The organism is Cereibacter johrii (assembly GCF_001720585.1).
Lineage (GTDB): Bacteria > Pseudomonadota > Alphaproteobacteria > Rhodobacterales > Rhodobacteraceae > Cereibacter_A > Cereibacter_A johrii.
In genome coordinates, this window is the sequence record NZ_MABH01000147.1 from 1 (window position 1) to 20,438 (window position 20,438).

Genomic DNA, 20,438 nt, shown 5'->3' on the forward strand with positions numbered 1-20,438 from the left:
ATGGTGCTGCGCCGAGCCCGCGGCCGCGCGCCGGGAACGCTGCCCCTCCCCGAGGGCTTCGGTCGCGCGCCGCGCGTGCTGGCGCTCGGCGGGCAGATGAAGGGCGCGATCTGCCTCGTGAAGGACGGGCAGGCGCTGCTCTCGCAGCATCTGGGCGATCTCGACGAGGCGCAGAGCTTCGAGGCCTTCACCCGAGCCATCGCAGATCATGCCGCGCTCTTCGATCATCGGGCGGAGCTCGTGGCGGTGGACCTGCATCCGGGCTATCGCGCAACCCAGGAGGGGCGGCGGATGGGGCTGCCCCTGGCCGAGGTGCAGCATCACCATGCCCATCTCGCGGCCTGTCTGGGCGATGCGCTCTGGCCGCTCGGGGCCGGGCCGGTGGCGGGGATCGTGCTGGACGGCACCGGCCTCGGCAGCGACGGCACGATCTGGGGCGGCGAGCTCCTGCTCGGCAGCTATCGCGAGGTTCTCCGGGTGGCGCATCTGGCGCAGGCGCCCCTGCCCGGCGGCGAGGCGGCCGCGCGGGAGCCATGGCGGAATGCGCTGGTGCGGCTCGATGCGGCGGACCTCGGCGATCTGGCCGACCGGCTGTTTCCCGACCGCCCGCGCGAGACCCTGCGGCGGGCGGTGGCGGCCGGAGTGAACGCGCCGCTTTCCTCCTCGGCGGGGCGGCTCTTCGATGCGGTCGCGGCCTGCCTCGGTCTGGCCGCGGACCGGCAGAGCTACGAGGGAGAGGCAGCGATGCGGCTCGAGGCGCTCGAGGGAACCGGCGCGCCCTATCCGTTCGCGGGCCTCGATCCCGCCCCGATGTTCCGGGCGCTCGCCACGGATCTGGCCGCCGGCGTGCCACCGGGCGCGATCTCGGACAGTTTCCACCGCGGCCTTGCCCGCGCCGTCTGCGCGCCTGCCCGCGCGCTCGTGGCCGAGGGCCGGGCCGAGGCGGTGGCGCTGACGGGCGGCGCCTTCCAGAACGCCCGGCTGCTCGCCGCCTGCCTCGCCGAGCTCGCGGGCGTGCCGGTTCTGACCCACCGGGCGGTGCCTCCGAACGACGGCGGGCTGGCGCTCGGGCAGGCGCTCATTGCCGCGGCGCGGCATATGGGCGCGGCGGAAGCCGCGTGACCGGAGGGCGGAAGGGCTGGTAACGCGCTTTCCTCACCCGTCCCTGCCCACAGCCGCAAAATCCTCGAAAAGAACTTCGTCAACAAAAGGTTAACGGATTTCATCCCCTCCCGCGCATTTCTTTTGCGCGGCCCGGAGCCTTCACCGCATTCCTTGGCATACGAAGCCGGCGGGCCCGAGAGGCCCAAGCCGCAGAGGCCAGCGGCCGGGGAAGCCGCCAGCGAGGGAGGACCGCGTTGCCCCAGATCGAAACCTTCTACGATGTGATGCGCCGCCAGGGGATCACCCGGCGCAGCTTCATGAAATATTGCTCGCTCACGGCGGCGGCTCTGGGCCTCGGGCCCTCCTTCGTGCCCAAGATCGCCCATGCGATGGAGACGAAGCCCCGCACGCCGGTGATCTGGGTCCATGGGCTCGAATGCACCTGCTGCTCGGAGAGCTTCATCCGTGCCGCCCACCCGCTGGCCAAGGATGTCGTCCTGTCGATGATCTCGCTCGACTATGACGATACGCTGATGGCGGCGGCGGGCCATCAGGCGGAAGCCGCGCTGATGGACACGATCGAGAAATACAAGGGCAACTACATCCTTGCCGTCGAGGGCAACCCGCCGCTGAACGAGGACGGGATGTATTGCATCATCGGCGGCAAGCCCTTCGTGGAACAGCTGAAGATGGCGGCCGAACATGCCAAGGCCATCATCAGCTGGGGGGCCTGTGCCTCCTACGGCTGCGTGCAGGCGGCGGCACCCAACCCGACGCGGGCGACGCCGGTGCACAAGGTCATCCTCGACAAGCCGATCATCAAGGTGCCGGGCTGCCCGCCCATCGCCGAGGTCATGACCGGCGTCATCACCTACATGCTGACCTTCGACCGGCTGCCCGAGCTCGACCGTCAGGGCCGCCCGGCGATGTTCTACAGCCAGCGCATCCACGACAAATGCTACCGCCGCCCGCATTTCGACGCGGGCCAGTTCGTCGAGGCCTGGGACGACGACTACGCCAAGAAGGGCTACTGCCTCTACAAGATGGGCTGCAAGGGGCCGACCACCTACAACGCCTGCTCGACCGTGCGCTGGAACGAAGGCGTGAGCTTCCCGATCCAGTCCGGCCACGGCTGCATCGGCTGCTCGGAAGACGGCTTCTGGGATCAGGGGTCCTTCTACGACCGGCTGACGAAGATCAAGCAGTTCGGCGTCGAGGCCAATGCCGACACGATCGGCCTCACGGCCGTGGGCGCTCTCGGCGCGGGCGTGGCGGCGCACATCGCGGCCACCGCCCTCAAGAGCGCGCAGAAGAAATCGCAGGCGGCGAATGCCGCGAAGACCGACGAAAAGACGGAGGCCTGAGCCATGGTCGCGACACCGAACGGTTTCAACCTGGACAATTCGGGCCGCCGCATCGTGGTGGACCCCGTGACCCGGATCGAGGGTCACATGCGCTGCGAAGTGAACGTGGACGATCAGGGCATCATCCGCAACGCCGTCTCGACGGGGACCATGTGGCGGGGCCTCGAGGTCATTCTCAAGGGCCGCGATCCGCGCGACGCCTGGGCCTTCACCGAGCGGATCTGCGGGGTCTGCACCGGCACCCATGCGCTCACCTCCGTCCGCGCCGTCGAGGATGCGCTGGGGATCTCGATCCCCGACAATGCGAACTCGATCCGCAACATGATGCAGCTGAACCTGCAGATCCACGACCACGTCGTCCATTTCTACCATCTGCATGCGCTGGACTGGGTGAACCCGGTCAATGCGCTGCGCGCCGATCCCAAGGCCACGTCCGAGCTGCAGCAGAAGGTCTCGCCCTCGCATCCGCTTTCGTCGCCGGGCTATTTCCGCGACGTGCAGAACCGGCTGAAGAAGTTCGTGGAATCGGGCCAGCTCGGCCTGTTCAAGAACGGCTACTGGGACAATCCGGCCTATCTGCTGCCGCCCGAGGCGGACCTGATGGCCACGACGCATTACCTCGAGGCGCTCGACCTGCAGAAGGAGATCGTGAAGGTCCACACGATCTTCGGCGGCAAGAACCCGCATCCGAACTGGCTGGTGGGGGGCGTGCCCTGCCCGATCAACATCGACGGCGTGGGCGCGGTCGGCGCGATCAACATGGAGCGGCTGAACCTCGTCTCCTCGATCATCGACCAGTGCATCCAGTTCACCAACAACGTCTATCTGCCCGACGTGGTGGCCATCGGCGGCTTCTACCGCAACTGGCTCTATGGCGGCGGGCTCTCGTCGAAGTCGGTGATGGCCTATGGCGACATCCCCGAGCATCCGAACGATTTCTCGCCCGGACAGCTGCACCTGCCGCGCGGCGCGATCATCAACGGCAATCTCGAGGAGGTGCATGACGTCGATCCGCGCGACCCCGAGCAGGTGCAGGAATTCGTCGATCACTCCTGGTATGCCTATGGCGAGCCGGGGCGCGGCCTGCACCCCTGGGACGGCGTGACCGAGCCGCGCTACGAGCTCGGCCCCAACGCCAAGGGCACGCGGACGAACATCCTCGAGCTCGACGAGGCGGCGAAATATTCCTGGATCAAGGCGCCGCGCTGGAAGGGGCACGCGATGGAGGTGGGCCCGCTCGCCCGCTACATCGTGGGCTATGCCAAGGGCCACGAGGACATCAAGAACCAGGTCGAGGGCCTGCTGCGCACCATGACCCTGCCGGTCTCGGCACTGTTCTCGACGCTGGGGCGGACGGCTGCGCGCGCGCTCGAGGCGGAATATTGCTGCCGCCTGCAGAAGCATTTCTTCGACAAGCTCATCACCAACGTGAAGAACGGCGACAGCAGCACCGCCAATGTCGAGAAATGGGAGCCGCGCACCTGGCCGAAGGAGGCCAAGGGCGTTGGCATGACCGAGGCCCCGCGCGGCGCGCTCGGCCACTGGATCCGCATCAAGGACGGCCGGATCGAGAACTATCAGTGCGTGGTGCCCACCACCTGGAACGGCAGCCCGCGCGACGCGGCCGGCAACATCGGCGCCTTCGAGGCGAGCCTGCTGGATACGAAGATGGAGCGCCCCGAGGAGCCGGTCGAGATCCTGCGCACCTTGCACTCGTTCGACCCCTGCCTCGCCTGCTCCACCCATGTCCTGTCGCCGGACGGCCAGGAACTCACCACCGTCAAGGTCCGCTGAGGGAGAAGACCATGAAGACCCTGCTTGCCATCCTCGTCCTCTCGGCCGTGGCTTCCCCGGCGCTGGCCCATACCGGCCATGGCGACGCCTCGGGCTTCGCCCACGGGCTCCTGCACCCGATCCTCGGGCCCGACCATCTGCTCGCCATGCTGGGCGTGGGGATCTGGTCGGGCATCGCGCTCCCGCGCCATCTCTGGGGGGGCGCTGCGACCTTCCTTGCGGCCATGACGGCGGGCGCCGCCCTCTCCTGGGCGGGCGTGGGCATCCCGATGGTCGAGACCTGGATCGTGGGCTCGGTCGTCCTCGCGGGGCTGCTCGTCGCCACCGCCCGCGCAGGACAGGCGCGGGTCGTGACCGGCCTTTCGCTGGGCGCCATCGCGACCTTCGCGGCCTGCCACGGCCATGCCCATGCGACCGAGGCCACGGGCGCCATCGGCGCCTATCTCGCGGGCTTCCTCATCGCCACGGCGGGTCTCCATGCCGCGGGCATCGGCTTGGCTCTCGCCACCGCGCGGGGCGGGCGGATCCTGCAGGGGGCGCTCGGGGCTGCGCTCGCCGGATCCGGCCTCCTCCTGATGGCGGGGTGAGGCCATGGACACCGAGATCGTCACGATCCACGTCCCCAACCCGAACGCCCCCACCCCGCTCGAAGCCTCGCGCAAGACCGGGACGGCGCGGCCCGAGGATATCGAGAGCATCTTCTACAAGACCTCGGTCTATGTCTACGAAGTGCCGGTGCGGCTCTGGCACTGGCTGAATGCCGCGATGATCTTCCTCCTGATCGGCACGGGCTACCTGATCGCCCGGCCGCTTCCGACGATGGAGATGGCCGAGGCGACCGACCAGTTCGTCTTCGGCTACATCCGCTTCGCCCATTTCGCGGCCGGACAGGTGCTGACCGTGGCCTTCGCGGCGCGGATCCTCTGGGCCTTCTTCGGCAACGTCCATTCGCGGCAGATGTTCAAGCTGCCGGTCTGGAACCTGCGCTGGGTCCGCGAGCTGATCTACGAGCTGAAATGGTATCTCTTCCTCGTGCCCGAGCCGCGGAAATACGTGGGCCACAACCCTCTCGCCCATGCCGCGATGTTCTTCTTCATCACGCTCGGCATGAGTTTCATGATCGTCACGGGCTTCGCGCTCTATGCCGAGGGCGCCGGCCAGGGCTCGTTCTACGACACTCTCTTCGGCTGGGTGCTGGGGCTGGTCGGCAACAGCCAGCGGCTGCACACGCTGCATCATCTGGGCATGTGGTCGATCGTGATCTTCACCATCATCCACATTTATGCCGCCGTCCGCGAGGACATCATGTCCCGGCAGTCGATGATCTCGACCATCGTCTCGGGCTGGCGGACCTTCAAGGACGACCGCGTGGAATAGGTCGACGCGGGGAGAATCTTTGGGCTCCGGAGGGGCGCGGCGCAACGCCGCGCCCCTCTTCATTCTGCAATGCGCAAAGCCACTGACGCGCCGCGACTGGAAAGCAACCTTCCACTTCCAGGCTCATCCAGGGCCGTTTCAGGAGCAATTAACCGTTTGCCGCCAAGGGCCTGCCAAAATGTCGCGGCGGGCTCGCATTTCCGGCTTCTTCCGAAAACTGCAAACCATATTGTCGAAGCACGGCCGGGGCGAAAAGCCCGTTGCCAGCAGCGGTCAAGAGGGAGGGACCAATGCCAGCATCTTCACCCGCAAGGGTGCTCATTCTCGGCATCGGCAACGTGCTCTGGGCGGACGAGGGCTTCGGCCCCCGCTGCATCGAGATCCTCGCCGAGAGCCACGCCTTCCCTGCGCAGGTGAAGCTGCTCGACGGCGGCACGCAGGGTCTCTATCTGCTGCCCTTCCTCGAAGAGGCCGACGCCCTCCTCGTGTTCGATGCGGTCGATTACGGTCTCCTGCCCGGCACGCTGATGGTCGCGCGCGACGAGGAGGTGCCCGCCTTCATGGGCGCCAAGAAGATGAGCCTGCACCAGACCGGCTTTCAGGACGTGCTGGCCACGGCCCAGCTTCTCGGGCGCTGCCCGGCGCGGCTCACGCTGATCGGCTGCCAGCCCGAGGAGCTCGAGGATTACGGCGGCTCGCTCCGTCCGGTCGTGGCGGCCCAGATCGCACCGGCGATCGGCCTCGCGCTGGCCGAGCTGGCCCACTGGGGCGTGATGCCGCTGCCCGGCCAGAGCCCGGCCGAAGGGCTCGCGGATCCTTCGCTGCGCCGCGACGCCTACGAGACCGGCCGCCCCGGCCCCGACGAGGCCTGCCGCACGGGCGATGCCCGCTTCTTCCCGGAACCCTGCTGATGTGCGTCGGGGATCCGCTGCGCCTGCTCGCGGTCGAGGGCATCGCGGGCACCGCCGAAGACGCGGCGGGCCCCTGCCTGATCGATCTGAGCCTCGTGCCCGAGGCGCGGCCGGGCGACTGGGTGCTTTCCTTCCTCGGCACCGCCCGTGCGGTCATCGCCGCGGACGAGGCCGCGCGGATCGCCGCCGCGCTGGCGGCGCTGCGCTCGGTGATGACGGGCGGCCCGGTCGGAGACGCCTTCGCCGACCTCGACCGTCCGCCGTCTCTTCCCCCCCACCTGCAGGCCGCGCTGGACGCGGGCCGCAACCACGGATGACGCCAGTGACCCACCCCCTGATCGCACGGCTCGAGACCGAATGCGGCTGGCCGCGCCTCGCCACGCTGGCCGAGGTCGAGGCCTTCACCGGCCGCCCGGGCGCCCATTGCCTCTTCATCCCGGGCGACCCTGCCCGCAACCTCGAGACCGCCGACGCAGCCGTCATCCTCCCCGAGCTGGTGATCGCCTTCCAGCGCGCCTTCGACTGCGCCATCGTCGACGATGCGATCGAGGCCGCGCTCCGCGACGCGACGCGGGCGCTGCGCACGCCGGGCTTTCTCTTCTACCGCAAGGGCCGGTTCCTCGGCGCGATCGAGAAGATCCGCGACTGGAGCGACTACATGACCCGCATCCCGCATCTCCTCGGCCGCATCTCCGCCTGAAAGGGTTTTCCATGAGTTCCTTCCACATGCCGCCCGCAGGGTTCGGCCCCGGCTCGCAGCCCGGCGACGAGGATGCGGATCTCGCCTTCATGGCGCTGCCCTCCGGGATGCGGACCTATGCGGCGCACCTGCCCGAGATCGAGAATGCGGAGCCCTTCGCCGCGGCCCTGACGCTCCTCGAGCGCGCGGCCGAGGCCTGCGAGCAGGGGAGCGGCCTGTTCGATCTGGCCGATCTCGACGCGCCGAACCGCCGCCTCATCGCCGAAACGCTGGGCCAGGGCGAGGTCGCGATGCGGCTGCGCGGCGTGCCCGCCCTCATGGTGCAGGAGAGCGTCTTTGCCGGCGTCTGGGCGGTGGCGGGCGCGGGCACCGACCGGCTGGAGATCGGCCCCGTGCCGCAGGCGGCGCTCACCCGTGCCTTCGCCCCCTTCCGCCCGGCACTGAAGGCCTCGGGCCACCGGCCGCAAGGCGTGGTGAACGCGCCCGCCCTGCTCGCGGAACTGGTCGAGAAATCCGCGACCTGGCGCCCCGGAGAGGAGCCGCATGTGGTCAACCTCACCCTCCTGCCCCACACCGAGGAGGATCTCCTCTGGCTCGACCGGATGCTGGGCGAAGGGGCCGTCACCATCCTCTCCCGCGGCTACGGCAACTGCCGCATCACCGCGACGGCCCTGCCGCAGGTCTGGCGCGTGCAGTACTTCAACTCGATGGACAGCCTGATCCTCGACACGTTCGAGGTCACGACCATGCCACAGGTGGCGCTCGCCGCGCCGGAGGATCTCGCGGACAGCGCGGCCCGCATCCGCGAAGTGCTGGAGGCGATCCGATGAGCGGCTTCGAGGGCTCCTATCTCGGCGCGAACGACCGGATCGGCCCGGCGGCCGTGATGGAATGCAAGATCTGCTGGACGCCCTACGATCCGGCGATGGGCGACGACTTCCGCCAGATCCTGCCCGGCACGCCCTTCGCGGCCCTGCCCGAGGACTGGAGCTGCCCGCACTGCGGCGCGCCGAAAAACCAGTTCATGGTCCTGTCCGATCCCGAGGCCGAGGCGGTCTCCGCCGCGGTGGCCGAACGGGTGGCGCGGCTCGTGGCGGATTTCGAGGATGTCTGGCACGGCAAGATGCGCGACGTGCCGCTGGTGAACAAGGCCCTCCATGTCGAGGCGGTGGGCTTCCGGCTGCACGAGGAGCGGCCCCTGGGCGTGCTGGTGGCGCCATGGTTCATGAACCTCGTGCTCCTGCCCGCCGAAGGAGAGGACTGGTCGGCCCTCACGCCCGGCGAGAAGGAGAATATCGCCTTCCCCTCGGGGGATTACGAATTCCTGCACAATGTCCGGCCGATGGGGGGTGGCTACAAGGCCTGCTCGCTCTTCTCGCCGATGAACGACTTTTCCAGCCAGCTTCAGGCGGTCGAGGTGGCGCGGGCCGTGATGGCCGCCCTGTTCGATCCGAAGAACCGGGCCGAGACCGACCGGGCGACCGAGATCCGCGCCGCCCGCGAGGCCGAGCTGGCCCCGCCCCCGGCCGATCCCGAACCCAGCCGCAGGGCGGTCATCACCGCCGGCCTCGGCCAGGCGGGATGAGCGGGTCGCTGACCCTCCGGCTCGGGCCCGAGGGTCCGCGCCTCCTGCGGGGGCCGGCCCTGCCGGTGGCAGCGCTGCTTGTCGGGCGCCCCCCGAAGGCTGCGGCCGAGCTTCTGCCGCGTCTCTTCAACCTCTGCCCCGTGGCACAGGCCACGGCCGTCCGGCTGGCGCTCGACCTGCCGCTGCCGGATCTCGCGGAGCTTGCCGCCGAGATCGCGCGCGAGCATCGGCAGAAGCTGACCCTCCTCTGGCCGCGGCTGCTGGACCTCCCCGCCGCGGATCCCGAACCGCTGCCCGCCCCTGCAGACCTGACCGGGTGGGTCGCGCGGCAGCCCCTTTTCGCCGCCCTCGCCCGGCTCTTTCCGCCGGGCACCGCCGTGGCCGACCTGCCCGCCGTGACGGGGGAAACCATGTTCGCGCCCAACCCTTGCGACAATTCTCCGGCGGCGCGACGGCAGGATCATCCGACCCTCTCCGCCGCGGCACGGCTCTGGGGCCGCGGGCCGCTCTGGCGCGCGCTCGGCCGTCTGGCCGATCTGGCGCCTCCTCCTCCGCCGGTCAGGCTTGCCTGCGGCGCGGCAGTCGTGCCGGCCGCCCGCGGCAGCTATGCCGTGCGCGCCCGCATCGACGGCGGCCGAGTGACCGCATTCGCGCGCATGACGCCCACTGACCATCTGATCGCCCCGGGCGGCATCCTCGAGCGCAGCCTTGCCACCCTGCCCGCCGACAGTGGCCGTCTGGTGCCGGTGCTGCTCGCGCTCCTCGACCCTTGCGTGCCCCTCACCATCGAGGAGGCCGCCCATGCATGAGATGTCCCTCTGCGAGGGGATCCGGGGCATCGTCGAGGATCAGGCGCGCCGCCACGGCTTTGCCGCCGTCAAGGTGCTGCGGCTCGAGATCGGGCGCTTTGCCGGCGTCGAGAAGGCGGCGCTGGGCTTTGCCTTCGACGTGGTGATGCGCGGCAGCGCCGCCGAGGGGGCGCGGCTCGAGATCCTCGACCTGCCGGGCCGGGCGCTCTGCTATGACTGCGGCGAAGAAGCCGTTATCGAGGACAGGTTCGACCCCTGCCCGCTCTGCGGCGGTGGCCGTCTGATGCCTGTGGGGGGCGACGAGATGCGGATCAAGGACATGGAGGTTCAGTGATGTGCACGGTATGCGGCTGCGGCGGCAATGTGACCTTCGAGGCGGGGCATGGCCATGCCCATGGCGCGGACGGACATTCTCATCATGGGAGCTTCTCCCATGGCCACGCCGGGCATCGTCCGCACACGGCGCAGGGCGCGGGCCATGCGCATCACCATGGCCTCGGGCCTGCCGGGGTGAGCGTGCCGGGGATGAGCCAGGAGCGGCTGATCGAGGTCGAGACCGACATCCTCGCCAAGAACAACATCTATGCCATGGCGAACCGGCACCGCCTGCGCGCGCTGGGGGTCCATGCCGTCAATCTCGTCTCCTCTCCCGGCTCGGGGAAGACGACGCTTCTGTGCAAAACCATTTCACTTCTCGCCGACGCACCGCTTGCCGTGATCGAGGGCGACCAGCAGACCTCCAATGACGCCGACCGGATCCGGGCCACGGGCGCCCCGGCGGTGCAGATCAATACGGGCAAGGGCTGCCATCTCGACGCCCATATGGTGGGCCATGCGATGGAGGATCTTCCGCTGGTGGCGGGCGCGCATCTCTTCATCGAGAATGTGGGCAACCTCGTCTGTCCCGCCGCCTTCGATCTGGGCGAGGATGCCAAGGTGGCCATCCTGTCGGTGACCGAGGGCGAGGACAAGCCGCTGAAATACCCCGACATGTTCACCGCCGCGCGGCTCGCGATCCTCAACAAGGTCGATCTTGCGCCCCATTGCGACGTCGATCTCGATCTCTATGAGGCGAACCTGCGCCGGGTGAACCCGCTGATCGAGGTGCTGCGCGTCTCGGCGCGCACCGGCGAGGGGATGGAGAGCTGGGTGAAATGGCTTTCCGCCCGCCGCACGGCCAAGATGCTCGGGGCGCGCGGCTGATGTCGCGGCCGCTGGTCCTCCTCGTCGACGACGAGCCGCATGCGCTGGCCGCGATGCGGATGGCGCTCGAGGACGAGTTCGACATCGCCACCGCCGCCTCGGGCGAGGAGGCGCTGCGGATCCTCGAGGATCAGTGGGTGCAGGTCATCATCTCGGACCAGAGGATGCCCGGCATGACGGGCGTCCAGTTCCTCACGCAGGCACGCGAACGCTGGCCCGAGACGGTCCGGATCATCCTGACCGGCTATACAGACGCCTCCGCGATGGTCGCCGCGATCAACGAGGCAGGCATCCACCAGTTCCTGACCAAGCCCTGGATCCCCGACCAGCTTGCGATGGCCGCGCGCAACGCCACCCGCCTCTTCCATCTCGCGCGCGAGAACGAGCGGCTGGCGCTCGAGATGCGCTTTCTCAATTCGACCGTCGAGACGCGGCTCGAGAAGCGGCGGCGGGCGCTGCGCGAGGGCATGGGGTTCGAGAGCATCCTGCGCGCGCCCTCCTCGCCCATGAATGCGGTGGTGCAGGCCGCGCGCCAGTTCGCGAGCTTCGATCTGCCCGTGCTGCTGACGGGCGAGCCCGGCACGGGCAAGGCGCAGCTCGCGCGCGCGATGCATTACGGCTCGCTCCGCTCCGACCGGCCGTTTCACGAGTTCAACCTGCAGGGCGTGCCCGAGGAGCTGGCTGCGATCGAGCTGTTCGGCGCGAAGCGCGGGGTGGCCGCGGGCAATGCGAGCCGCGTGGGCCTCGTGCAGAAGGCCGACCGCGGAACGCTCCATCTGGGGGCCATCGACACGGCTTCTCCCGCGCTCCAGATGGCGCTGATGCGGATGCTGGGCACCGGCAGCTTCAGCCCGGTGGGTGGGCAGGAGACCCTGACCACGAACCTCCGGCTGATCGTCTCGTCGCACCGCGACCTGCGCAGGCTGGGGGCCGAGGGGCAGTTCCGGGCCGATCTCTATTACGCGCTCTCGGCGGGCGAGATCGCGGTGCCGCCGCTGCGCGCCCGGCGCGGGGACGTGGCGCTGCTGGCGCAGGTGATGCTCGCCGATCTCGCGGCGACCCACGGCAAGCCGGTCCACGAGATCGAGCCCCCGGCGCTCGAATTCCTCGAGAATTACGACTGGCCGGGCAACCTGCGCGAGCTTGCGAACGAGATCACGCGGATGCTGGTCTTCACGCAGGGCAAGGTGCTGACCGCCGACCTGATTTCGCGCCCGATCCTGCAGGCCTCCCCCTCCGAGAGCGGCGCGGACCGCTCGGCCGAAGCGGTGCTGACCGCCGACGGCACGCTCAAGGACCGGGTCGAGCTGATCGAGATGCGCATCCTGCGCGAGACGCTGACCCGGCACCGCTGGAACAAGAGCCGCGCCGCGGCCGAGCTGGGGCTGAGCCGCGTGGGGCTCCGCGCCAAGCTCGACCGCTACGGGATCGCCGATCCCGCCGGGCGGCTGGCCGCCGAAGAGGAGGAAGACTGACATGTGCCTCGGCATTCCCGGCCGCATCGCGGCCATCACCGATCCCACGCGCCTGATGGCGCTGGCCGAGGTCTCCGGTGTGCGGCGCGAGGTGAATCTGGCCTGCGTCGCCGACGGGCCGCTCGAGGGTCTGGTGGGCCGCTGGGCGCTGATCCATGTGGGCTTCGCCATGAGCCTCATCGACGAGGAGGAGGCGGCGCGCACGCTCGAGGCGCTGCGCGAGCTGGGCGAGGCGGAGGAGGCGCTGGAAGCGATGGCGGCCGGAGACAGGGCGCTGGAGGGGATGGCATGAAATACGCGTCCGAATTCCGCGACCCCGCCCTCGCGCGGAGCCTCCTGGCGGCCATCGCCGCGCGCGCCGACGAGATCGGCGCCACCCGCGCCCGTCCGCTGCACATCATGGAGATCTGCGGCGGCCACACCCACGCGATCTTCCGCTACGGGCTCGACCGGCTGGTGCATGAGGGGATCGAATTCATCCACGGCCCCGGCTGCCCGGTCTGCGTCCTGCCGATGAGCCGGGTGGACGAATGCATCGCCATCGCCGAGCGGCCCGAGGTGATCTTCACCACCTTCGGCGATGCGATGCGCGTGCCGGGGGCGCGCGGCTCGCTCCTGCAGGCCAAGGCGCGCGGCGCGGACATCCGCATGGTCTATTCGCCGCTCGACGCGCTCGAGATCGCGCGGCGCAATCCCGCGCGCGAGGTGGTCTTCTTCGGCCTGGGCTTCGAGACGACGACGCCCTCGACCGCCCTCTCGATCCAGCAGGCGGCGCGGGAGGAGCTCCTCAACTTCAGCGTCTTCTGCAACCACATCACCGTCCCCGAGCCGATCCGGGCGCTGCTCGACGATCCCGACATGCGGCTCGACGGGTTCATCGGGCCCGGCCATGTCTCGATGGTGATCGGCATCCATGCCTATGATTTCGTGGCCCGCGATTACCGCAAGCCCCTCGTCGTGGCGGGCTTCGAGCCCACGGACCTCCTCCAGTCGGTGCTCATGGTGCTGGACCAGATCGCCGAGGGCCGCTCGGAGATCGAGAACCAGTATGCCCGCGTCGTGCCCGAGCACGGCAATCCGGTCAGTCTCGCGGCCATCGCCGATGTCTACGAGCGGCGTCCGAGCTTCGAATGGCGGGGCCTCGGCGAGATCGACGCCTCGGGCCTGCGCATCCGCGAGCCCTTTGCAGCCTTCGATGCCGAACGGAAGTTCGGGATCGGCTACGGCGCTGCCGCCGCGCCCCGGCCGGAGCCCGAGGGATGCGCCTGCGGTGCGGTGATGACCGGCCGGATCAAGCCCCCCGCCTGCCCGCAGTTCGGCCGCGGCTGCACGCCCGAGATGCCGCTCGGCGCGCTGATGGTGAGTTCGGAAGGCGCCTGCGCGGCCTACTGGCAATATGCCGGCGCACGCGGCCTCGCGGCGGAATAGGCCCGCGGATCGTCAGGACAGGCCCGGCACGGGCGGAACGGAAGGAACAGGATGGCGCTCAGGGACAGCCATGTGACGCTCGCCCACGGCGGCGGCGGAAAAGCCATGCGCGATCTGATCGAGGAGGTCTTCACGCGCCTCTTCCAGCCGCCGGGGATGGAGGATCAGGCGCGGCTCGCCTCGGCGGCCCTGGCCGAGCCGGGCGCGCGGCTCGCGCTCACCACCGACAGTTTCGTCGTGACCCCGCTCGAATTTCCCGGCGGCGACATCGGCAAGCTCGCCATCTGTGGCACGGTCAATGATCTCGCCGTGGGCGGCGCAGAGCCGCTCTGGCTCTCGGCCGCCTTCATCATCGAGGAGGGCACCGAGATCGCGCTGCTGCGCCGGATCGTGGCCACCATGGCGGCCGAGGCGCGGGCGGCCGGCGTGCGGATCGTGACGGGCGACACGAAGGTGGTGGAACGCGGCGCGGCCGACGGGCTCTTCATCACCACGACCGGCGTGGGCGTGATCCCGCCCGGGCGCGAGCTTTCGGCCGCGGCGATCCGGCCGGGCGACCGGCTGCTCGTGAACGGAGGCCTCGGCGATCACGGCGCCACCATCCTTGCCGCGCGCGGGGATCTGGCGCTTTCGACCGATCTCCAGTCGGATTGCGCCGCGCTCGGGCATCTGATGGCTGCCGTGCTCAGGGCCGCGCCGGGCGCCCGGGCCGCGCGGGATGCGACACGCGGCGGGGTCGCGGCGGTGCTGAACGAGATGGCCGAGGCCTCGGGCGTGGGGCTCGTCATCGAGGAGGAGGCGCTGCCGCTGCGGGCCGAGGTTGTCGGGCTCTGCGAGATCCTCGGCCTCGATCCGCTCTATCTGGCCAATGAGGGGCGGCTCGTGGTCGTCGTGCCGGAAGCGGAGGCCGAGGCGGCCCTCGAGGCCATGCGTGCCTGCCCCGAGGGCGCGGGCGCGGTGGCCATCGGGCGCGCGGTCGCGGACCATCCGGGGCAGGTGCGCATGACGACCCGCTTCGGCGGCAGCCGGATCGTCGACATGCTGGTGGGCGAACAACTGCCCCGCATTTGCTGAGGCGGCGGCTTGACCGGCCGCCTCCCGCCTGTCACATCATGGTTGCTGCATATGTGCGGAGATCACGATGAAACGTCTGCTGATGCTTCTGGCCGCCGCCCTGCCGATGGCTTCCGGCACCCGGGCGGGCGATCTGGTCTCGGCCGCGCCCTCGGCGCCGGAGCTCCTCGCGGGGGAGGCGCTGGTCGTCGACATCCGCGAGCCTTCGGAATGGCGCGAGACCGGCGTTCTGCCGACGGCGGTGCTGCTAACCTACCGGGATGCCGCGGGATTTCTCGCCCGCATCGAACCGCAGCTGAAGCCCGGCCAGCCGATCGCGCTCCTCTGCCGCTCCGGCCGGCGGTCGGCCGCCGCGGCCGCAGCCATCGCGGCCCGGACCGACCATCCGGTGATCGACGTGGCGGGCGGACTGGGGCGCCTTGTCCGCGAAGGCTACAAGCCCTCCCCCTGCCCCGCCTGCTGACACGGCCATCAGGGCGGGCCCGCCCGGGCCGCCCCATCTCCGGAAGCCCGCCATGGATCAGGACCTGTCCCGCCCCCCGCTTTCGGTGCTTGTCGCCGACGATCAGCCGCTCGTGCGCGAGCTGATCCTGGGCCTTCTTGCGCGCGAGCCGGATCTGGCGCCGGAGGGGGTGGCGGACCTGCCCGAGGCGCTGGCGCGGATCGCCGCGCACGGTCCTTTCGACGTCGTCCTGCTCGATCTCGTCATGCCGGGGATGAACGGGCTCGAGGGGCTAGAGCGGGCGATGGCGGCCAACGGCGGCCGGCCGGTCCTGCTCATGTCCGGCAACCTGCCCGAGGAGATGCTCGCCGAGGCGCAGCGTCTGGGCGTGGCGGGCGTGCTGCCGAAGACCCGGTTCGCAACCATTGCCGAGACCGTCCGCGAAGCGGGCCGAAGGGACCGCCTTCCCCTCGCCGAGGCCGAACGGCAGCTTCTGCAGATGCTGGTCGCGGGCGAGGCCACCGAAGAGCTTGCAGCCCGCCTGGGGAAAGAGACCTTCGAGACGGTCCTCGCGGCGCTGTTCGCGCGTCTGGAAGTGTCCAGCCGGGCACAGGCGGTGCTCGCCGCCCGTCGCCGCGGCCTCGTCTGAGACCTCCTGCCGCCTGTATCGCCTTGCGAAAGGACGGGCGCGGTTCCGAAAGGCCGGGCATCGTCGCTGGCCCGTCCGGGTTAAGGTTTCGGGAAAGGATCCGGGGCAGGATGCTGGGGTGACTCGCGCCTGCGGCGCGGGTCGTTCCCGTGAAGGAGACCTGCAGGTGACGCGTGCCGTTCCGACCCGACCCGGCCCCCCACGGGTGCAGCCATGATGCCTGCCTGGGCCTCGCGTCTCGGCGCGTCGCGCGGTCAGGAGCGCGCGCTTGAGGAGGAGCGGAGCCGGACGCAGGCGGCGCTTCAGGTCATGCCGCACATGCTGCTCGAGCTGGACGCCGAGGAACGGCTCCTGCGGGGCCATCCGGGCTGGCTCGACCATCTGCCTCTGCTCGGGCCCATGGAGCAGGGTCAAGGGCTGCAGGATTTCCTCCCCGCCGACCTCGCGACGGAGGTGCGCCGCGCGCTGGCTGAGGTCGAGACGACCGGCGCCCCCGTCAGCCGCGACTGGCAGTTGCGGCACGCGGGCACCCGCGTCTGGCTTGCGATCTCTGCCGCGCGCCTGCCCCCGCTTGGCCAGGACGGGCGGCCCGGCCATGCGGTCATGATCTGCGACACGACCGAGCTGCACGCTCAGCGAAAGCAGGCGGACAGGCTGGGCAAGTTCGCCCAGCTCACCACGAACCTCGTGATCGTCACCGATCCCGACCAGCGCATCGAATGGGTGAATGCCGCCTTCGAGCAGCAGACCGGTCATCCGGGCCAGTCGGTGCGCGGCCAGCCCCTCTGCGCTGTCCTGCAAGGCACACCCGCGCCGGACGGATGCGGCGATCGCCTGAGCGCGATGCTGGCCGAGGGTCAGCCGGCACGCGCCGAGGTCGAGGCCACCGCCGCCTGCGGGCGCAGCTTCTGGCTCGACGTCTCGATCCAGCCGCTCCTCGACGACGAGGGCACGCTCGATGGCTACATGGCCGTGGCCAGCGACATCACCGCCCACAAGCGGCAGGAGGAGCAGCTGGCCGCCCTGGCGGCCGAGGCGCGCGCCGCCCGGGCGCGGATCGCGGCCGCCGTCGACGTCCTGCCGGACGGGTTCGCCTATTTCGACGCAGAGGACCGGCTCGTCGTCTTCAACCCGCAATATCGCGATTGCTACCCCAGCGCCGCGCAGGTCATCGTGCCGGGCGCGACGTTCGAGCAGATCCTCCGTCAGGCGGTGCAGGCCGGCGACATCCTCGAGGCGCGCGGCCGCGAGGAAGACTGGCTGGCCCAGCGTCTCGCCGCCCATCACCACGGCAACAACCAGCTGGAGCAACAGCTGGCCGACGGGCGCTGGCTGCGCGTGATCGAGCGGCAGACCCCCGACGGCGGTCGCGTGGGTCTGCGGGTCGATGTGACGGCGCTGAAACTGGCTGAACAGCGGACGCGCATCGACTTCTCGGCGACGATGGACGCGTCGCAGGACGGGATCGCCTTCACCGATCCCGAAGGGCGCTACATCTACATGAACCCCGCCCACCGCCAGATGTTCGGCATCGCCACCGAGGACGAGATCCTCGGCCGGTCCTGGCGCGACCTCTATGCCGGCGACGTGGCCGACCATATCGCCACCGCGGCCCTGCCCGCGCTCCTGAGCACCGGGGGATGGCGCGGCGAGCTGATCGGCCGGCGCCGCGACGGCAGCGACCTGCCGCAGGAAGTGTCGCTGACGCTCAAGGCGGATGGGGGGATCATCTGCATCTCGCGCGACATTTCCAAGCGGCTGCGCGAGCAGCAGGAACGGACGCGCCTGCGCGAGGAGCTGCAGATGGCGCAGCGGCGCGAGGTGATCGGGCAGCTGGCCTCCGGCCTCGCGCACGATCTGAACAACCTGCTCGCGGCCATCGGCGGCTCGGCGCTGCTGATCCGCGAGCTGCAGCCCGGCGCGGCCGAGGTCCATGCGCAGCGCATCCTGGCCGCGACCGAGCAGGCCGGGGCGCTCGTCCGCCGCTTTCTCACCCTCGGCAAGCGACAGAGCAACCGTTCGCGCATCGACCTGCTTCCCCTTCTGCGGGAGGCGGCCGATCTGGTGCAGGCGGGCCTGCGCAACCGCACGCGGCTCACGCTCGCGCTGCCTGACGCGCCGGTCTGGATCGAGGCGGATCCGACCGACATCCTGCAGGTGGTGCTGAACCTCGTCATCAATGCGCGCGACGCGATCTCGACAGCGCCCCCGCGCGAGGGCGGCCACGAGATCAGCGTGACGCTCGCGCCGGCCGGGCCCGCGCAACTCGCGCAGCCCTATGCGGTGGGGGCGCCCTGCGCCGACCGGCGCTATGTCTCGATGACGGTCAGCGACAGCGGCCCCGGGATCGAGCCTTCGATGCAGGCCAAGGTGTTCCAGCCCTATTTCTCGACCAAGGGCGCCGCGGGCACCGGGCTCGGGCTCGCCATCGTGACGGGCGTGCTCACCGCCAACCAAGGGGCCATCGCGCTGCAGAGCGTGCCCGGAGAAGGCACGCGCTTCACCGTGCTCTGGCCCGTCGAGCCGCCGGACGCGGCTGCACCCCCTGACGAGCCCGCGCCGCATTTCGCCCTGCCCGCTGCAGCGGAGCCTGCCCCCTCCGTGCCGGAGGCCCGGCCTGCCGGTCACCTCGCCGGGCGCACCATCCTCGTCGCGGACGACAATGCCGACGTGCTGCGCGTGCTGGTGGCCTTTCTCGAGGGCGCGGGCGCCGAGGTCGTGCCCTGTTCGGATCCGCGCGACGCGCTGGCGGCGCTGCGCGACGATCCGCAGATCTGGGACCTGCTGGTGACAGACTACGACATGCCGCAGATTTCGGGGGCCGACCTCTGCCGCGCCGCCAACGACCTCGCGCCGGATCTTCCGGTGCTGCTCATCACCGCCCTGCCCGACTGGCGGAGCCGGATGAGCGCCCCGGCGCCCCGCTTCACCGCCGAGCTGGGCAAGCCCCTCGCCCGCGCAACGCTGCTCGACGCGGCCGAGCGCGCGATCGGCGTGAAGGGGGGCTAGCGCCGAAAGGGATCAGCAGAAGAGAAAGTCCTCGGCGTCGAGCGACGTGGCCCGAACGTGCTGCAGCAGGATCGAGTCGCTCTCCGAGAACACGATCAGGGTGCCCGCGCCAACTTGGCGCAGTTCGAGCGGAGCCGCGTAGTCATGGATTTCCAGCCGGTCGCCGCCGTTCCCGACCCGGAAGTCGGTGATGACGTCGCGCCCGGACCCTTCGGCGAAGACGAACCTGTCGGCCCCCGACCCGCCGGTCAGCACATCGCGATCGAGCCCGCCCTCCAGCCGGTCGTTGCCGGCCCCGCCGATGAGCCGGTCGCAGCCGGTTGCACCCGCCAGACGGTCGTGGCCCGCGCCTCCGATCACCGTGTCCTGCCCGATCCCGCCGCTCAGCACATCCGAGCCGCCGCGCCCCTCGAGCCGGTCATTGCCGCCACCGCCCGACAGCCGGTTCGCGGCCTCGTTGCCCGCCAGGACGTTCGCAAGCCCGTTGCCCACCCCGTTGATGGCCGCCGTCCCCGTCAGCACCAGCCGCTCGACATGCGCCGCAAGCTGGTGGCTCACCGAGGCGCAGACGCGGTCCAGCCCCTCGCCTGCCCGCTCCACGATCTCGTCTCCGGCCTGATTGACGATGTAGGTGTCATTGCCCGTGCCGCCGATCATCCGGTCGGCCGCAGCGCCGCCCCGCAGCGTGTCGTTGCCGCCGAAGCCGTAGAGCAGGTCCCCGCCGCTCGTGCCGCGCAGGTCGTCCGCACCGCCCCTGCCGAAGATCGTGCTGTCCGAGGGCAGCCGGATGTTCTCGACATAGGCGGTCAGCCGGTCGGGCGGCTGCCCCATCTGCCCCGCCCAGGGGCTCAGCTCGGGCGGGGTCGCCCAGAGGTCCGCGAGGCTTGCGAGAGGCCCGAGATCCCAGATGCCGCCCTCGACATGCTCGGGGCCGATCCGGGCCACCGTCTCGCCATCGACCCGGAAGAAGGCGGCCTTCTGCGTCACCTCGATCTCGTAGACATGCGGCGCGGCAGCCGCGTCGAACCCGAGATCCACGATCATCGGCTCGCGGAGCGAGACGTGATGGCCCGCCCTGTCCTCGAAATGCACGGCGAGATGGATGCGCGTCGTGTCGCCGCCCACGAATTCGATGTCGAATTCGCGCCAGGGTTGAACGCGGTAATCGTCCTGATAGAGGAAGAGGCCGAAGACCGTGCCGTCGACCATGTGCGGCGCCTGGGCCATCCAGCTCCAGGAGCCGGTGGTGAAGGCGGCCTCGGACTGGAGCTCTCCGCCGAGCCAGGGACGCGCGGCGCTGTCGTGCGACCGGTTCAGGATCAAGGCGATGCGCTCATCCTCGAGCAGCCGCACATTCTCGCCCGACCAGCTGGTCAGGTAGGATTGTCCGGCATCCCAGGTGGAGACCAGAAAGTCCTTGCCGCCGTGCCGAAGATACATCCGCCCGTCCCTCGTCCTTCTCTGCGGCAGGCGAGGTCACTCAACCCCGGCGCGCAATCCTGACTACCGGTTCG

Annotated in this window: 21 protein-coding genes; 20 read left to right on the top strand and 1 reads right to left on the bottom strand. The window is 70.1% G+C overall.

Features of this window, described 5'->3' with window-relative positions; all coding sequences use genetic code 11:
* The 20 genes from A9O63_RS12970 to A9O63_RS13065 form a co-directional block, all read left to right on the top strand.
* On the top strand, positions 1 to 1,122 hold a 1,122-nt coding region (locus tag A9O63_RS12970), incomplete at its 5' end, for a Kae1-like domain-containing protein (RefSeq protein WP_141703093.1).
* A gap of 236 nt (positions 1,123 to 1,358) precedes the next feature.
* Positions 1,359 to 2,468: a hydrogenase small subunit gene (locus tag A9O63_RS12975; protein WP_069332316.1), complete on the top strand. Its 1,110-nt coding sequence runs from the start codon at positions 1,359 to 1,361 to the stop codon at positions 2,466 to 2,468.
* A gap of 3 nt (positions 2,469 to 2,471) precedes the next feature.
* The gene (locus tag A9O63_RS12980; protein ID WP_069332317.1) at positions 2,472 to 4,262 is read left to right on the top strand and encodes a nickel-dependent hydrogenase large subunit; all 1,791 of its coding nucleotides are present in this window, start codon (positions 2,472 to 2,474) and stop codon (positions 4,260 to 4,262) included.
* A gap of 11 nt (positions 4,263 to 4,273) precedes the next feature.
* On the top strand, positions 4,274 to 4,849 hold the full coding sequence (locus A9O63_RS12985; protein ID WP_069332318.1) for a HupE/UreJ family protein: 576 nt from the start codon (positions 4,274 to 4,276) through the stop codon (positions 4,847 to 4,849).
* Positions 4,850 to 4,853: 4 nt separating this feature from the next.
* Positions 4,854 to 5,639 (top strand): Ni/Fe-hydrogenase, b-type cytochrome subunit, encoded by a 786-nt coding sequence (gene cybH / locus A9O63_RS12990; protein WP_069332319.1) that lies wholly within the window; start codon positions 4,854 to 4,856, stop codon positions 5,637 to 5,639.
* 290 nt (positions 5,640 to 5,929) lie between these two features.
* A complete protein-coding gene (locus tag A9O63_RS12995) occupies positions 5,930 to 6,550 on the top strand; it encodes a HyaD/HybD family hydrogenase maturation endopeptidase (protein ID WP_069332320.1) in 621 nt (206 codons plus the stop codon).
* Positions 6,550 to 6,867, top strand: a complete 318-nt coding sequence (locus tag A9O63_RS13000) for a HypC/HybG/HupF family hydrogenase formation chaperone (RefSeq protein WP_069332321.1) — start codon at positions 6,550 to 6,552, stop codon at positions 6,865 to 6,867. The genes A9O63_RS12995 and A9O63_RS13000 overlap by 1 nt, the downstream gene beginning before the upstream one ends.
* Complete coding sequence (locus A9O63_RS13005; RefSeq protein ID WP_084295880.1) at positions 6,864 to 7,250, top strand: thioredoxin domain-containing protein; 387 nt, start codon at positions 6,864 to 6,866, stop codon at positions 7,248 to 7,250. The genes A9O63_RS13000 and A9O63_RS13005 overlap by 4 nt, the downstream gene beginning before the upstream one ends.
* Before the next feature lie 11 nt (positions 7,251 to 7,261).
* Complete coding sequence (locus A9O63_RS13010; RefSeq protein WP_069332323.1) at positions 7,262 to 8,080, top strand: hydrogenase expression/formation protein; 819 nt, start codon at positions 7,262 to 7,264, stop codon at positions 8,078 to 8,080.
* Complete coding sequence (locus A9O63_RS13015; protein ID WP_069332324.1) at positions 8,077 to 8,835, top strand: [NiFe]-hydrogenase assembly chaperone HybE; 759 nt, start codon at positions 8,077 to 8,079, stop codon at positions 8,833 to 8,835. Before A9O63_RS13010 ends, A9O63_RS13015 begins: the two co-directional genes overlap by 4 nt.
* On the top strand, positions 8,832 to 9,644 hold the full coding sequence (locus A9O63_RS13020) for a HupK protein (protein WP_069332325.1): 813 nt from the start codon (positions 8,832 to 8,834) through the stop codon (positions 9,642 to 9,644). The genes A9O63_RS13015 and A9O63_RS13020 overlap by 4 nt, the downstream gene beginning before the upstream one ends.
* Positions 9,637 to 9,978: a hydrogenase maturation nickel metallochaperone HypA gene (hypA, locus tag A9O63_RS13025; protein WP_009566004.1), complete on the top strand. Its 342-nt coding sequence runs from the start codon at positions 9,637 to 9,639 to the stop codon at positions 9,976 to 9,978. Before A9O63_RS13020 ends, hypA begins: the two co-directional genes overlap by 8 nt.
* Complete coding sequence (gene hypB / locus A9O63_RS13030) at positions 9,978 to 10,847, top strand: hydrogenase nickel incorporation protein HypB (protein WP_069332326.1); 870 nt, start codon at positions 9,978 to 9,980, stop codon at positions 10,845 to 10,847. Before hypA ends, hypB begins: the two co-directional genes overlap by 1 nt.
* Positions 10,847 to 12,322 (top strand): sigma-54-dependent transcriptional regulator, encoded by a 1,476-nt coding sequence (locus tag A9O63_RS13035; protein WP_084295882.1) that lies wholly within the window; start codon positions 10,847 to 10,849, stop codon positions 12,320 to 12,322. The genes hypB and A9O63_RS13035 overlap by 1 nt, the downstream gene beginning before the upstream one ends.
* A gap of 1 nt (position 12,323) precedes the next feature.
* Complete coding sequence (gene hypC, locus A9O63_RS13040) at positions 12,324 to 12,614, top strand: HypC/HybG/HupF family hydrogenase formation chaperone (RefSeq protein WP_069332328.1); 291 nt, start codon at positions 12,324 to 12,326, stop codon at positions 12,612 to 12,614.
* Entirely contained in the window at positions 12,611 to 13,750 is a 1,140-nt protein-coding gene (gene hypD / locus A9O63_RS13045) for a hydrogenase formation protein HypD (RefSeq protein WP_069332329.1), read from the top strand. Before hypC ends, hypD begins: the two co-directional genes overlap by 4 nt.
* Before the next feature lie 51 nt (positions 13,751 to 13,801).
* Positions 13,802 to 14,824 (top strand): hydrogenase expression/formation protein HypE, encoded by a 1,023-nt coding sequence (gene hypE / locus A9O63_RS13050; protein ID WP_069332330.1) that lies wholly within the window; start codon positions 13,802 to 13,804, stop codon positions 14,822 to 14,824.
* 67 nt (positions 14,825 to 14,891) lie between these two features.
* Positions 14,892 to 15,287: a rhodanese-like domain-containing protein gene (locus tag A9O63_RS13055; protein ID WP_069332331.1), complete on the top strand. Its 396-nt coding sequence runs from the start codon at positions 14,892 to 14,894 to the stop codon at positions 15,285 to 15,287.
* Between the two features lie 52 nt (positions 15,288 to 15,339).
* Entirely contained in the window at positions 15,340 to 15,915 is a 576-nt protein-coding gene (locus A9O63_RS13060; RefSeq protein WP_069332332.1) for a response regulator transcription factor, read from the top strand.
* Positions 15,916 to 16,128: 213 nt separating this feature from the next.
* Positions 16,129 to 18,924 (top strand): PAS domain-containing protein, encoded by a 2,796-nt coding sequence (locus tag A9O63_RS13065; RefSeq protein ID WP_069332333.1) that lies wholly within the window; start codon positions 16,129 to 16,131, stop codon positions 18,922 to 18,924.
* A gap of 12 nt (positions 18,925 to 18,936) precedes the next feature.
* On the opposite strand, the gene A9O63_RS13070 is transcribed toward A9O63_RS13065, so the two are convergent.
* Positions 18,937 to 20,364, bottom strand: coding sequence for a family 16 glycosylhydrolase (locus A9O63_RS13070; protein ID WP_069332334.1), 1,428 nt, complete (start codon positions 20,362 to 20,364; stop codon positions 18,937 to 18,939).
* Positions 20,365 to 20,438 lie beyond the last annotated feature (74 nt).

Bases quoted from the DNA above. Each gene is read 5' to 3' on its own strand.
- A9O63_RS12980 (WP_069332317.1), top strand. From the start codon at position 2,472: ATGGTCGCGACACCGAACGGTTTCAACCTGGACAATTCGGGCCGCCGC.
- A9O63_RS12985 (WP_069332318.1), top strand. From the start codon at position 4,274: ATGAAGACCCTGCTTGCCATCCTCGTCCTCTCGGCCGTGGCTTCCCCG.
- cybH (WP_069332319.1), top strand. From the start codon at position 4,854: ATGGACACCGAGATCGTCACGATCCACGTCCCCAACCCGAACGCCCCC.
- A9O63_RS12995 (WP_069332320.1), top strand. From the start codon at position 5,930: ATGCCAGCATCTTCACCCGCAAGGGTGCTCATTCTCGGCATCGGCAAC.
- A9O63_RS13000 (WP_069332321.1), top strand. From the start codon at position 6,550: ATGTGCGTCGGGGATCCGCTGCGCCTGCTCGCGGTCGAGGGCATCGCG.
- A9O63_RS13005 (WP_084295880.1), top strand. From the start codon at position 6,864: ATGACGCCAGTGACCCACCCCCTGATCGCACGGCTCGAGACCGAATGC.
- A9O63_RS13010 (WP_069332323.1), top strand. From the start codon at position 7,262: ATGAGTTCCTTCCACATGCCGCCCGCAGGGTTCGGCCCCGGCTCGCAG.
- A9O63_RS13015 (WP_069332324.1), top strand. From the start codon at position 8,077: ATGAGCGGCTTCGAGGGCTCCTATCTCGGCGCGAACGACCGGATCGGC.
- A9O63_RS13020 (WP_069332325.1), top strand. From the start codon at position 8,832: ATGAGCGGGTCGCTGACCCTCCGGCTCGGGCCCGAGGGTCCGCGCCTC.
- hypA (WP_009566004.1), top strand. From the start codon at position 9,637: ATGCATGAGATGTCCCTCTGCGAGGGGATCCGGGGCATCGTCGAGGAT.
- hypB (WP_069332326.1), top strand. From the start codon at position 9,978: ATGTGCACGGTATGCGGCTGCGGCGGCAATGTGACCTTCGAGGCGGGG.
- A9O63_RS13035 (WP_084295882.1), top strand. From the start codon at position 10,847: ATGTCGCGGCCGCTGGTCCTCCTCGTCGACGACGAGCCGCATGCGCTG.
- hypC (WP_069332328.1), top strand. From the start codon at position 12,324: ATGTGCCTCGGCATTCCCGGCCGCATCGCGGCCATCACCGATCCCACG.
- hypD (WP_069332329.1), top strand. From the start codon at position 12,611: ATGAAATACGCGTCCGAATTCCGCGACCCCGCCCTCGCGCGGAGCCTC.
- hypE (WP_069332330.1), top strand. From the start codon at position 13,802: ATGGCGCTCAGGGACAGCCATGTGACGCTCGCCCACGGCGGCGGCGGA.
- A9O63_RS13055 (WP_069332331.1), top strand. From the start codon at position 14,892: ATGAAACGTCTGCTGATGCTTCTGGCCGCCGCCCTGCCGATGGCTTCC.
- A9O63_RS13060 (WP_069332332.1), top strand. From the start codon at position 15,340: ATGGATCAGGACCTGTCCCGCCCCCCGCTTTCGGTGCTTGTCGCCGAC.
- A9O63_RS13065 (WP_069332333.1), top strand. From the start codon at position 16,129: ATGATGCCTGCCTGGGCCTCGCGTCTCGGCGCGTCGCGCGGTCAGGAG.
- A9O63_RS13070 (WP_069332334.1), bottom strand. From the start codon at position 20,364: ATGTATCTTCGGCACGGCGGCAAGGACTTTCTGGTCTCCACCTGGGAT.